At 66.2% G+C, this 13,456-nt stretch carries 9 protein-coding genes; 2 read left to right on the forward strand and 7 right to left on the reverse strand.

Annotated features, from left to right (window positions below; translation table 11 throughout):
- The first annotated feature begins 65 nt into the window (after positions 1-65).
- Positions 66-359 (forward strand): DUF6916 family protein, encoded by a 294-nt coding sequence (locus tag IGS58_RS06255; protein WP_230520887.1) that lies wholly within the window; start codon positions 66-68, stop codon positions 357-359.
- A gap of 65 nt (positions 360-424) precedes the next feature.
- Here the strand turns inward: IGS58_RS06255 and IGS58_RS06260 are convergent, their stop codons facing one another.
- The 3 genes from IGS58_RS06260 to IGS58_RS06270 are packed head-to-tail and all read right to left on the reverse strand — an operon-like array spanning position 425 to position 2,074.
- The gene (locus IGS58_RS06260; protein ID WP_115057554.1) at positions 425-958 is read right to left on the reverse strand and encodes a phage tail protein; all 534 of its coding nucleotides are present in this window, start codon (positions 956-958) and stop codon (positions 425-427) included.
- Between the two features lie 48 nt (positions 959-1,006).
- A complete protein-coding gene (locus IGS58_RS06265; protein WP_070253778.1) occupies positions 1,007-1,540 on the reverse strand; it encodes a phage tail protein in 534 nt (177 codons plus the stop codon).
- 30 nt (positions 1,541-1,570) lie between these two features.
- Complete coding sequence (locus IGS58_RS06270) at positions 1,571-2,074, reverse strand: phage tail protein (RefSeq protein WP_230520888.1); 504 nt, start codon at positions 2,072-2,074, stop codon at positions 1,571-1,573.
- Positions 2,075-2,472: 398 nt separating this feature from the next.
- Here IGS58_RS06270 and IGS58_RS06275 point away from each other — a divergent pair, with 398 nt between their 5' ends.
- Positions 2,473-10,173, forward strand: a complete 7,701-nt coding sequence (locus tag IGS58_RS06275) for a putative Ig domain-containing protein (RefSeq protein WP_230520889.1) — start codon at positions 2,473-2,475, stop codon at positions 10,171-10,173.
- 72 nt (positions 10,174-10,245) lie between these two features.
- On the opposite strand, the gene IGS58_RS06280 is transcribed toward IGS58_RS06275, so the two are convergent.
- The 4 genes from IGS58_RS06280 to IGS58_RS06295 are packed head-to-tail and all read right to left on the reverse strand — an operon-like array spanning position 10,246 to position 13,397.
- On the reverse strand, positions 10,246-10,959 hold the full coding sequence (locus IGS58_RS06280) for a glycosyltransferase (protein ID WP_230520890.1): 714 nt from the start codon (positions 10,957-10,959) through the stop codon (positions 10,246-10,248).
- The gene (locus IGS58_RS06285) at positions 10,956-11,585 is read right to left on the reverse strand and encodes a class I SAM-dependent DNA methyltransferase (RefSeq protein ID WP_070254110.1); all 630 of its coding nucleotides are present in this window, start codon (positions 11,583-11,585) and stop codon (positions 10,956-10,958) included. The genes IGS58_RS06280 and IGS58_RS06285 overlap by 4 nt, the downstream gene beginning before the upstream one ends.
- Before the next feature lie 11 nt (positions 11,586-11,596).
- Positions 11,597-12,367 (reverse strand): PIG-L deacetylase family protein, encoded by a 771-nt coding sequence (locus tag IGS58_RS06290; RefSeq protein ID WP_230520891.1) that lies wholly within the window; start codon positions 12,365-12,367, stop codon positions 11,597-11,599.
- A gap of 1 nt (position 12,368) precedes the next feature.
- Positions 12,369-13,397, reverse strand: coding sequence for an acyl-CoA dehydrogenase (locus IGS58_RS06295; protein ID WP_099388501.1), 1,029 nt, complete (start codon positions 13,395-13,397; stop codon positions 12,369-12,371).
- Positions 13,398-13,456 lie beyond the last annotated feature (59 nt).

Below are 13,456 nucleotides of genomic sequence, written 5' to 3' on the forward strand. Positions count from 1 at the left end.
GGCAATGATTCCATTAGAATCAGGCATCGTCTTTACCACACTGCTTACGGAATGGAATATCTGGAATGATGAATGTCCTGACCATCGAACATTTTGCCGCGCGCGTCAACGAGACGTTTATTGCGGCCGGTGACGGGAATGCCGCCTTTGTCCTGAAGGAAGTGCGCCCGCTGCCGTCAGCAACTCTGGAGGGCTTGATGCGCAAGCCGTTCAGCCTGCTGTTTCACAATAGCTCTCCCATCCTGTTCAGCCAGAAAATCTTCCAGATGCAGCATGATGCGTTTGGCGAAGTGGGTATCTTTTTGGTGCCGGTGGCGCGTGACAGCCACGGCTTCCTGTACCAGGCAGTGTTTAACTGAGGCCGGTACGGGGAGAGGGGCAAGGCGGGCGCCGCGATGGCGCCGCCTGCCTGGATGCATCAAACTTAATCAAACGACGGGAATTCCCCTTGCAGGGCGATGCAGAAATTGACCGCCAGCATCGGCTGGCGGTTTTCGTGCGGCTGGCCGCCACCGGCAGTACCGATCGCGGCCGGGGACAGCGTGACATTGGGTGGCGTCGTCGGCACGAATGCGGACGTGCCGCCCAGCGCAATCAAGCCATCGCCAGCGAGCGGGGTGTTGTGCTGCAGGGCGGCCGTGGGCTGGCGGTACACATTGAGTTGATGGGTGTGATTCGGGATCTCCGTGACGTTCAACGAGACACTGTTGCTGCCGAAGGTCTCGCCCATCACGCGCGGTGTCAGGCCCGGTCCTTGTCCCTGGCTGCAGGGCGCGCGTCCCGTGAAGTTGGGCAGCTGGAAGGTGGTGGTCCCGTTCCCCCCATACTGCGTGCCGATCAAGGAAAACAGGGCGCTATATTGCTGGATTTGCAGGGTGGCGCCATTGCAGCTGGCCCACCCGTAGGGTGTGAAATTGAAGCCGAAGACTTGTATCTCGCCAAGGTATGGTGTTGTCACGGTAGGTTCTCCTGATCGATTTTATGGGCTGCGCTGGCTTGCCGGCTGCTATTGCTGCGATGGGAAAATGCCTGCCCATGCGATGCAAAATGACGCTGTCAGGGTGGGCATGGTGTTCTCGTGCGGCAGGGTGCCGCCTGTCGCGCCCGTGGCGGTGGTTGCCAGTGCATAGGCGGTCAGGCCGGTCAGGTCGCTGGTGTACATCTTGTCGTTATTCGACGGGGCCGTCAGCAGCAGGTTGGCCGCTGGCACATTCGCCGTCGCCAGGGTGCTGTTCACATTGAACGGGTGCGTATGCGAAGGAAGCTGGGTTGCCAGCAAGGTCACCGATTCGCTGCCGCTTCGTTGCCCGATGGGCCGGTTGGTCAGGCCGGGACCGGTGCCCATATGCAGGGGAACCTGGCCGCGCAGGTCGGGCACGGCGAAAGTGTTGACGCCGTCGCCGCCGTAGGTGGTGCCCAGCAGGGTATACAGTACTTCATTATTGGCGATCGGTTTCAGGCTGCCGTCGCAGGCGAACCAGCCGCTGGGAATGCGGGGAAAGGCAAACAGGCGAATTTCGCCGACATAGGGTGTGGTCATGACTATGCTCCGTAAGAATTGGCTGATTCGTTAGTTGCGCGACGGGAAGATACCGCTCAAGGCGATATTGAAGTTGATGACCGAGAACGGCTGCATATTGTTATGCGCCTGGTTGCCGCCGGTCAACGCCAGGGTTTGGTTGGACAGGGTAACTTGCGGCCCGGCCGAACCATAGATGGATTCCGCGCCGCTGCCGCCAAACAGGGTATTCGTGGGATTTTTCGACGTGCCGGGCGTCGTTACCGTATTGGCCGCATGCGTGTGCGGCGGCATCTGTGTCGATATCAAGGTGACAGCCTCGGTCCCCGCTCGGGTGCCGATCGGGTAGGGGGAAGGTTGCCAGGCGCCATCGACAGAACTACCCGCACCGACAGGGGTACTGCCTTGCAAGTTAGGCAAGGCAAAGGTCGTACTGCCATTGCCGCCGTAATAGGTACCCAGCAGTGCAAACAGCGCCTGATTTTGCGCAACGGGCAGCAATTGCCCGTTACATGCCGCAAATCCACGCGGCGCAAAATTGAAGCCGCCCATCATGATTTGTCCTAGATACACATCAGCCATCATCGTTCTCCCACGGTTGGAATGCAATTGAATTTCAAATTGGAAATATTTTCCATTTGCAACCAATATTGCGTTTTAAAAAACCCTTTTTGTTATAGTTACTTTATTGAAATCTCGGGTTAGCATACGTTGTCATATGGCAAGCGTCAACATCTGTTGGCACTGTAGAAGAGCCTGGATAGGCATCGCTTGCAGCCTGGATTTATGTGCATTTTTTATTTAAAAAACACTGTATTGGAGAAATTATGTTGCGTATTTGCAACGATATTGGCGCCCGTCCGGCACTTTCTTTCCTGCTTGCCTTTTTTGCCGGAAACAAGGGGCGAATGCCAAACAGTGCCGCTGAGAGGCTGCCAGTATCCGGCCGTTTCGTGCACTGGCTTGCTTCGTTGTGCCTGCTGATGCTGGCGTTCGGCGCCACGCCCGCGCAGGCGGCAGGCCCGAGCCTTATCTGCCCTCCGAATCAGAGTTTTACAGTTGCCTCGGGTGCCTCGTACATCATCGACTTGTCGAGCTGCAATACTTTTGGGCTGAACGATAATTCCGCCACGGCATTGCACGGTACGATTACCGGCCTCACCAACAATCAGGACAACAAGGCGACCTATACCAATAATGGAGATGGCGCGCTGTCCGATACGTTTGTGCTGCTCGATGAGTCGCAAGGAGAGATCACTTTCACGGTGACCGTCTTGCCCGCAGCGGCTGCCTTCACCGTGGCGCCGGGCAGTTTGACGGCGCCCGTGATTGGCGTGCCGTACAGCCAGGCCATGTCGGCGAGCAGCGGCGTGGCCCCCTACAGCTATGCGTTTGACTCCGGCACCTTGCCGCCTGGCATTAGCGTATCGGCGAGCGGCGTGATTTCCGGCACCGTGACGGCTACCGGCTCCTTTGCGTTTGGCATCAAGGTCACCGATTCGACGGCAGGCACGCCGCAGGTAGTCATCAAGAATTATTCCGTGACGGTCGCCATACCGATCTTGTCCATCACGCCCACCACCTTGGCGGCCGGCGGGCTGTCGGCGCCCTACAGTCAGCAGATGTCCACTTTGAATGGCACTGCGCCCTTTACCTATGTGGTGGAGTCGGGCAGTTTGCCGCCTGGCCTGAGCCTGTCCTCCAGCGGCTTGTTATCGGGTACGCCGAGCGCCCTGGGCACCTATAACTTTGTGATCAAATCGACGGATGTCACGGGCGGCAATGGACCGTACAACACGTCCAGAAGCTATTCCCTGGTGATCAACGCCCAGCCGCCGCCGACCATCACCGGCGTGTCGCCTGCATCCGGCCCTGCGACCGGCGGCACGGCCGTCACCATTACTGGTACCGGCTTTACGGGCGTTACGGCGCTGAAGTTTGGCGCCAATAATGGCGTCTCCGTCACCGTCGTCAATGCCACGACCATAACCGCCACGTCGCCTTCCGGTAGTGCTGGCACCGTGAACGTGACCGTCACCGCGACTGGCGGCACCAGCGCCACCGGCGCTGCCAACCAGTTCACGTATATTCCTGCGCCAACGGTCACCAGCATTTCGCCCACGGCAGGTCCTGCCGCTGGTGGCACGAGCGTCACCATTACGGGCACGGGGTTTACCGGCGCTACAGCGGTGACCTTCGGCGCCACGGCAGCCACCGGCTTCACGGTCAACAGCGCCACGCAGATCACGGCCACGGCGCCTGCCGGTACCGGTACGGTGGACGTGCGCGTCACCACGACGGGCGGTACCAGCGCCACCAGCGGGGCGGACCAGTACACCTTTGTGGCGGTACCGACGGTGACGAGCATTTCGCCCACGGCCGGCCCGGCCACCGGCGGCACCACCGTCACCATCACCGGCACGGGTTTTGGCAGCACCACGGCGGTGACCTTCGGCGCCACGGCGGCCACCGGCTACACGGTCAACAGCGCCACGCAGATCACGGCCACGGCGCCAGCCGGCAGCGCTGGCACGGTCGACGTGCGCGTCACTACGGCGGGCGGCACCAGCGCCACCAGCGCCGCCGATCAATTTACCTATGTGGCACGGCCGGTGGTGAGCAGCATTTCGCCCACTTCAGGACCTACGACCGGCGGCGCCACGGTCATCATCACCGGCTCGAATTTTAGCGGCACGACAGCCGTGACGTTCGGCGCCACGGCGGCCACCGGCTACACCGTCAACAGCGCCACGCAGATCACGGCCACGGCGCCGGCCGGCAGCGCTGGCACGGTGGACGTGCGCGTCACTTCGGTGGGCGGCACCAGCGCCACCAGTGCCAACGATCAATTTACTTACGTGACGCTGCCTGCAGTCAGCAGCATTTCGCCGACAGCCGGTCCGGCCACCGGCGGCACGAGCGTCGTCATCACGGGTACGGGCTTTAGCAGCACCACGGCGGTGACGTTTGGCGCCACGGCGGCGAGCGGCTTTACGGTCAACAGCGCCACGCAGATCACGGCGACGGCGCCAAGCGGCACGGGCACGGTGGACGTGCGCGTCACCACGACGGGCGGCACCAGCGCCACCAGCGCGGCCGATCAATATACCTATGTGGCGGCACCGGTGGTCAGCAGCATTTCGCCGACGGCCGGTCCGGCTACCGGCGGCACCACGGTCACCATCAGCGGTTCGAATTTCAGCGGCGCGACAGCCGTGACCTTCGGCGCCACGGCGGCCACCGGCTTTACCGTCAACAGCGCCACGCAGATCACGGCGACGGCGCCCGCAGGCACGGGTACCGTGGACGTGCGCATCACCACCGCTGGCGGCACCAGCGCCACCAGTGCAGCGGACCAGTTTACGTATGTGGCCGCACCGGCGGTGAGCGGTATTTCGCCTGCCACGGGCCCTGCTACCGGCGGCACCACGGTCACCATCACGGGCTCGAATTTGGGCGGTGCGACTGCCGTGACGTTCGGCGCCACGGCGGCCACCGGCTTCACCGTCAACGGCGCCACGCAGATCACGGCGACGGCGCCAAGCGGCACGGGCACGGTGGATGTGCGCGTGACCACGCTTGGCGGTACCAGCGCCACCAGTGCGGCGGACCAGTTCACCTATTTCGGTGCGCCAGTTGCGGGTGGTTCCAGCGCCACGGTGGCGTACGGCAGCAGCGCCACCCCGATCCCCTTGTCACTTGGCGGCGGCACGGCGACCTCGGTGGCCATCGCCTCCGGCGCTTCGCACGGCACGGCGACGGCCAGCGGCACCAGCATCACCTACACGCCGACGGCCGGCTATGGCGGCCCTGACAGCTTCACCTACACGGCCACCAATATCGTCGGTACTTCGGCGCCGGCCACCGTGACCATTACGGTGGGCGTGGCAACGGTAACTGTCGTGGAAACCAGCGTGTCGGGCGCAACAGTCGGCACGGCATACAGCCAGACTCTGACGGCCGCGGGCGGCACGTCGCCTTACACCTACACGATCAGCGCAGGCGCCTTGCCGGCAGGCCTCAGCCTGTCCAGCGGCGGGATACTGTCAGGCACGCCGACGGCTGCCGGTACTTTCAATTTCACCGTGCGCGCCCAGGATAGTTCGACGGGCAGCGGCCCGTATGCCGGCACGCAGGCCTACTCGCTGACGGTGGCGGCGCCAACGATCTCGGTAGCGCCGCCTGCCTTGCCTGCAATGACGGCCGGCGTCGCTTTCAGCCAGGCCATTACCGCCACCGGCGGGACGGCAGCATATAACTATGCCGTCACTGCGGGCAGTTTGCCGACGGGTCTGAGCCTGGCGGCGGACGGCACCTTGTCCGGCACGCCGGCAGCAGCGGGCGCGTACAGCTTTACCGTCACCGCGACCGACAGCAGCACCGGCGCAGGCGCTCCCTTCTCGGGCTCACGCGCCTATTCCGGCAGCGTGGCACCGGGTGCGCCCATTGCCGGCAATGTCAGCGCCACGGTGGCCTACGGCAGCAGCGCCACCCCGATCGCCTTGAGCCTGAGCGGCGGTGTGGCGACCTCGGTAAGCGTGTCTTCCGGCGCCTCGCATGGCACGGCGACGGCCAGCGGCACCAGCATTACATATACGCCGACGGCCGGTTATGGCGGGCCAGACAGCTTTACCTACACGGCCACCAACGGCATCGGTACCTCGGCGGTGGCCACCGTGAGCATCACGGTGGGCACGCCGACCGTGACGATTGTGCAAACCAACGTAGCTGGTGCAACAGTCGGCACGGCCTACAGCCAGACCCTGACGGCCGGGAACGGCCTGGCACCGTACGCCTACGCGATCAGCGCCGGTGCCTTGCCGGCCGGCGTGAGCCTGTCGAATGCCGGTCTGCTGGCTGGCACGCCAACGGCGGGCGGCACCTTCAACTTCACCGTGCGGGCCACGGACAGTTCGACGGGCAGCGGTCCATATGCGGGCGCGCGCGCCTATTCGCTGACGGTGGCGGTACCGGCGATCAGCATCGCGCCGGCGGCCTTGCCGGCCATGACGGCCGGCGTCGCCTTCAGCCAGGGCGTCACCGCCACGGGCGGCACGGCGCCGTATGGCTATGCCGTGACGGCTGGCAGCCTGCCGACAGGCCTGAGCCTGGCGGCGGACGGTACCGTGTCCGGCACGCCGACGGTGGCGGGCGCCTACAGCTTCAGCATCACTGCTACAGACAGCAGCACCGGCAGCGGACCGTATACAGGCGTGCATGCCTATTCCGGCACGGTGGCGATCGCCGTGCCCGTGGCCGGCGCCGTCACCACGACGGTGGCCTACGGCAGCAGCGCCAACCCGGTTCCATTGAACCTGGGCGGCGGCGCGGCGGCCTCCGTGGCAGTGGCGTCGCTACCCGCTCACGGCACGGCGACGGCCAGCGGTACCGGCATCACGTATACGCCGACGACCGGCTACGGCGGCAGCGACAGCTTTACCTATACGGCCACGAATGCCAGCGGCACCTCGGCGCCGGCCACCGTGACAGTCACCGTGGGCGCGCCGACGGTCAGCTTGACGCCGGCCACCTTGCCCAATCCCGTGGCGGAAACCCCCTACAGCGTCAGCGTCATGGCGACGGGCGGCATGGCGCCGTACACCTACAGCGTGACCAGCGGCAGCCTGCCTGCCGGCTTGAGCCTGAACACTGCCACGGGTGTGCTGTCCGGCACGACGAATGTGGCCGGCAGCTTTACTTTCAGCCTGCGCGCCAGCGACAGCAGCACGGGCGCGGGTGCGCCGTTCAGCGCGAGCAAGAGTTATACGGTGGCCGTTTCCGCGCCGACGATCACGCTCACGCCGGCCACCTTGCCGGCGGCGACAGTGGCCACGGCGTACAGCCAGCCACTGTCGGCCAGCGGCGGCGTCGCTCCCTATGCCTACACGGTGTCGGGCGGCAGCCTGCCAGCGGGCCTCGCCTTGAGCAGCAGCGGCTTGCTGAGCGGCACGCCAACGGCAGCCGGCAGTTTTACCTTGACCGTGCAGGCGGCCGATGCGCATCTGTTTACCGGCACGCAAAGCTATACCCTGGTGGTGTCTTCGGCGACGGTCAGCCTGACGCCAGCCACCTTGTCCAATCCAACGGCGGAAGCGGCCTACAGCGCGACCCTCTCGGCGACGGGCGGCACGGCGCCGTACACCTTCAGCGTCAGCAGCGGTACCTTGCCCGCTGGCCTGAGCCTGAACGGGGCCACGGGCGTACTGTCCGGCACGACGAATGTGGCGGGCAGCTTCCCGTTCAGCATCAAGGTCACCGATAGCAGCACAGGCGTGGGCGCGCCATTCAGCGCGAGCAACAGCTATACCCTGGCAGTGGCGGCACCGGTCCTGACACTGACGCCGGCCAGCCTGGCGGCAATCCGTGCCGGCGATGCCTACAGCCAGACATTCACGGCGGCCGGCGGCATCGCGCCGTATGCGTACTCCGTGAGCGGCGGCGCCTTGCCAAGCGGCCTGGTGCTCAATGCGGCGACCGGCATCGTCAGCGGCACGCCGACGGTGGCGGGCAGCTACAACTTCACCTTGCAAGCGAAGGACGCGCACCAGTTCACGGTGCAGCAAGCGTTGACCCTGCAAGTGAACCAGGCGCCGCCGCCGGTGCCGAATGAAACGGCGACGACCTCGGCCAACCAGGAAGTGAGCCTGACCATCGCTTCCACGGATGGCAGCCCGATCACCGATGTGACCATCGTCACGCCGCCGCAGCATGGGCGCGTCACGGTGGTGGCGAGCGGCGCGGCGGGGGGCGGCAGCGGCCGCTCCTTCAAGGTGACGTATGTGCCGAATGCGAACTACTTCGGTCCTGACGCCTTCAGCTACACGGCGACCGGGCCGGGCGGCACGTCCGCGCCCGCGACGGTCAGTGTGACGGTGGCGCCGCAGCCGGTGCCGGTACCTGTCGCCAAGACGGTCACGGTATTGGCCGGCACGCCGGTGACCCTGCCCGTGACGCAAGGCGCCACGGGCGGCCCGTTCACGGCCGTGGCCATCACGACGCAGCCGGCCAGCGGCACGGCAGTGGTGAATGGCATGGACATCGTCTACACGCCAGGCATCAATACCAGCGGCCAGATCAGCATCGGCTACACCGTGTCGAACGTGTTCGGCACCTCGGCGCCGGTGACGTCGACGATTTCCGTCAATCCGATGCCGCAGGTGGCCAGCCAGAGCGCCACGGTGGTGGCCGGTCTGACGGTCAATGTGGACCTGACGGCGGGCGCCACGGGCGGTCCGTTCACGGCGGCGAATGTACTGAGCGTGGCGCCGGCGGAGGCGGGCAAGGCGGTGGTGCGCGATGTGGGCACGGCCGGCAAGCCGTCGTACCAGCTGAGCTTTGCGGCCTCGGGCAAGTTTGCCGGCGCAGCGGTGGTCAGCTACACCCTGAGCAATGCCTTTGCCACCTCGAAGCCGGGCGTGGTCAACGTGACGGTGACGGCGCGCCGCGATCCGTCGGTCGATCCGGAAGTGATCGGCTTGCAGGCGGCGCAAGCCGACGCGGCGCGGCGTTTCGCCAGCGCGCAGCTGTCGAACTTCACGCAGCGCCTGGAAAGCCTGCATGGCGACGGCTGGGGACGTTCCAGCTTTGGCCTGAGCCTGACGCCGCCGAACGACAGCGGCAACCCGACGGCGGCGCTGGCGCGCTGGCAGGAGCAGGAAGCGGATCGCGTGTTTGGCACGGCCGTGAAACCGTTCATGCGCAAGGCTTCCCTGCGCCAGCCCGATGCCGGTTTCAGCAGCGAGCGGCAACAGGTGGATGTCAGCGGCGCCACGAACGGCTTGCCGGACATGCCGCAGCGTCCGGACACGCAGAAGCAGGCCCTGGCATTGTGGCTGGGCGGCGCGGTGGACTTTGGCCAGCACTATGTGAATGGCCGCGACACGGGCTTCCGTTTCCGCACCAACGGCGTGAGCGTGGGTGGCGATTACCGCCTCAGCGACCTAGCGACCCTGGGTGTGGGTGCCGGCTTCAGCCATGACCGCAGCGACGTGGGCCAGAACGGCAGCCGCAGCACGGCCGACAGCGCCGTGGCGGCCGTGTATGGCAGCCTGCGTCCGAGCAAGGGCGTCTTCCTTGACGGCGTGCTCGGCTACGGTACCTTGCAATACGATGCGTCGCGCTACCTCACCGATGGCAGCGGTTTCGCCACGGGTGAACGCGACGGCAAGCAAGTGTTCGGCGCGCTGGTGGGCGGCATCGAGATGCGCCAGGAAATGTGGATGTGGTCGCCGTATGGCCGGGTGGAACTGATGTCGGCCAAGCTCGATCCGTACACGGAGAAAGCGGCGGGCATCAACGCGCTGAGCTACTTCAAGCAGACGGTGCGTTCGCGCATCGGCGCGCTGGGCGTGCGGGCCGAGGGCATCTATGTGGGCGGCCTGGGCACGTGGTTCCCGCGTGCGCGCCTCGAGTATCGCCACCAGTTCCAGGGTGCCGACGATGCGCGCCTGGCCTATGCCGACCTGGCGGCCGACGGCCCCGTGTACGTGATCCGCACGGTGCCGCAGCAGACGGGCAACTGGACGGCGGGGCTGGGCGTGAAGCTGCTGCTGTCGAACGGCATGACCATTACCCTGGACTACAACAGCAATCTGAATATGGATAGCGGGCGTAGCCAGTCGGTGATGTTCGGCATTGCCATGCCGCTCAAGTAATCAGTTAGCTTTCAGGCCAGCCCTGATCGCCGGCCCGGAGTCCATCCGGTCCGGCGATTTTTTTTGGCTATGTCAGCGTGAGGAGCGGGGAGACTGTTCCATCGCCGCCACCACCTGCAGCAAGGTGTCGCCAAAGCCGCCGCGTGCCCTGGCATGGCGGCGGGCACTGGTCGTGACGCGCGGCGCGGCGCTCCAGGCGATGTGCGCACCGGATTCTTGCAGGGCCGCCACCATGGCCACGTCTTCGCTGCAAGCCAATGGCGCGAAGCCGCCGGCGCGCAGGTAGGCACTGGCGCGTACGCCGAAGTTGGCACCATGGATGTGGCGGTGGCCGTCGGCATCGGTGTAGGTGCGGGCGTAGTGTTCACGCAGCGCATCGGCGTTGGCCCCGTGCGGCGACCAGTCGTCCACGGCCACCGTGCCGCAGACGGCATCGGCGTTCAAGCCCAGCTGGGTACTCAGCCAGGAGGGCGAGACGCGCGTGTCCGCATCCGTAAATGCCAGCCAGCGTGCGCCTTGCTGCAGCAGCAGCTGCGCGCCGGCGGCGCGTGCGGCGCCCACGTTATGGGCATTGACGGCGATGCAGTCGAGGCGCCAGTGCAGGTCTGCCTGCATGGCGTGCGCCAGCACGATGCGCTGCGACTGGTCGCTGCAGGCATCGAGCACGATGACGATGCTGACGGCTTCGCCAGACAGCAGCGGGCAGGTGGCGGCAAAGCGCAGCGCCGCCAGGCAGTCGCCCAGGCACGCTTCCTCGTCATGTACGGGAACGACCACGCCTATCATGCGAAGCCCTCGCGTTGCGCCACCGAGCGCGCATCGTTCGACCAGATCTCCAGCAGGAAGTCGGTTTCTTCGTGGCGCAGCACCCGGTGCAGACCGTGCGCGTCCTGGAAGACCGCATGCACGCGCACGGTCGAGATGATGCGCTGCGCAAACGGCGCGCGCCAGTGGCAGGCGACGATGCTGCCGCCCGGCGCCAGGCTGGCGATGCTGTGTTCGACCACGCGCGCCAGTTCTTCCGGCGACAGGTAATAGGCGATCTCGCTGAAGACGATCAGGTCGAATTTCCCGGCGCCGGGCGGGATGCGCGGCCAGTCCTGCGGCAGCCGGTGCTGTGCCAGGGTGACATGCGCATCCTGTTCCGCGTCCTGCAGGCGCTGGCGGGCCAGGCGCAACGCTTCGGCCGAGAGATCGGCCGCCAGCAGGCGCTCGCAGCGCCGTGCCAGTTCGACCGTCAATTCGCCGTTGCCGCAGCCCGGTTCATACGCGTGGCGGTAGCGCTGCTGCGGCAGGCTGGCCAGCAGCAGGGCCCGCTTGCGCTCCTCGTACCAGCGCTGGCGCACCAGCCACGGGTCGGCATCCTGGCGGTACAGCTGCTCGAAATAGCTGCCGCGCTGGTCGTCTGGCATGGACGAGGCATTCATAGAAAATACACTTCGCAGGCGTGCAGCAGGCGCTGCAAGGCATCGCCAGCCACGATGGCGGGACGGCCGGTAGACGGATCGGCATCCATCTGGCTGGCGAAGCAGCGCAGGGCGGCGCGCTTGCGCTGCAGGATCTGGTCCGGCAATGGCAGGCGATGCGCGCGGTGCCATGGTACGCGCGCATCGCCGGGCGCGGCCCAGTGCCAGCCCCAGACGGGCATTTCCACCAGGGTGGCGCCGCTTGCCGAGCATGCCGCAGCGCAGGACCAGCCACAGGCTTCATGGTCCGGGTGGCCATCCAGGCGCCAGGTGGTAAACACGGTGTCGCCGGGACGCAGCTGCGCTGCCAGGGTCGTGCTCAGCTGCGGCGTCATCGCTTCCCCACTGCCATCGGGCAGGTGCAGGCGCAGCCACGCGGGCGACGCCAGCCCCAGTACCTGCAGCGCCTGCGCGGATTCCTGCGGACGCACGCGGCGCAGGCGTTCCTGCGGCCAGAGTGGGGAGCCCGGGTGGCTGGCGTCGCCATCGGTGACGGCGACGAACAGCAGTTCGCTGCCCTGCGCCGCCAGCAGCTGCAGCAAGCCGCCGCAGGCGAGGATTTCATCGTCGGGATGGGGCGCGACGATGACGGCGCGCGATCCCGGCGGCACCAGTGTGTGGGCGCCGATGGCGGGGATATCGTTCAGCCCCGGCCAGGATAGCCAGACGTCGTCCGGCGTGCCGCGGCCTTCGATGCGGCGCGCATGCGTATCGGGAAGGGCGGGCATGTCAGAGCGCCCAGGGATGGTCTTCGGCACCGGCGACGATGCCGCCCAGCACGGCCTGATCGCGTTCCGCATGGCTTTGGCGCAGGAAGACGGGCAAGTCGGCCACCAGGCGGGCGAAGCGGGCATCGCGGCACAGGGGGCCGGCGCCGAGGGCGCGCGTGGCCAGGTGCAGGACCAGGGTGGCGGCATCTTCCACCGCCAGGCGCAGGCGCAGCGCCAGGCCCATGACGTCGCGCTGCGGCTGTGCGTCGATTTCGGCGGCGCCTTCGCGCAGCAGTGCGCCGGCGGCGCGCAGCGCGCAATCGATTTTCCCTAGTTGCGCCAGGCGGACGGGATCGGGGGCGGCGTGCTGCGCGCGCGCATGCAGGTGGCTGGCGACGGCGCAGGCCGCGCCATACCAGGCGGCCGCGATGCCGGCGCCGCCATGCCAGAAACCGGGGCGCTGCAGATATGCGCCCGGCGCACCCACGGGAAAGGCGCGCGCGGCGGAAAAGGTCACGTCGACGCTGGCGCAGGCGAGCATGCCGACGGCTTGCCAGCCTTCGTCCGTGACGTGCACACCCGGCTGCGACAGGGCCACGGAGGCCAGGCAAGCCTGGCCGTCCTCATTCCAGCAGCTGATCAAGGCATGGCTGAGGCCATTCGCGCCGGAACACCATGCCTTGCGTCCATCGAGCACATAGCGGCCATCGGCTGCCTGCTGCAAGCGGACGCGTGCGCCCGGCATTTCCGCACACCAGACACCCCAGCTGCTGCCGGCCGGCACGCCGGGGCCATCGATTTCCGCCAGGATGGCGAGCGCATCGGTATGGCCTTCATACAGCTTGAGCAGGGAGAGGTCGATGGCGGCGATGGCGGCCAGCATTTGCCAGCGCTGCAGAGTGGCGCCGTGGCCGGGCAGGGGCAGCTGGTCCAGTCCCGCCTCGCGCAAGCGGCGCAAGCCTTCGACGGGGGAGAAAGTGCTATCGTGTGGCCGCAGCAAGGCGGTCAGCTCGGCGTGGGATGGCAGCGTAAAGGCGGTGGGCGACATGGCAAGCTCCTGTTTTTCAACAGAATAGCTTTCTATTTTCGCAATGTATGTTCGGTTCT

This window comes from Janthinobacterium sp. EB271-G4-7A (assembly GCF_020858075.1).
Taxonomy (GTDB): Bacteria; Pseudomonadota; Gammaproteobacteria; order Burkholderiales; family Burkholderiaceae_D; genus Janthinobacterium; species Janthinobacterium lividum.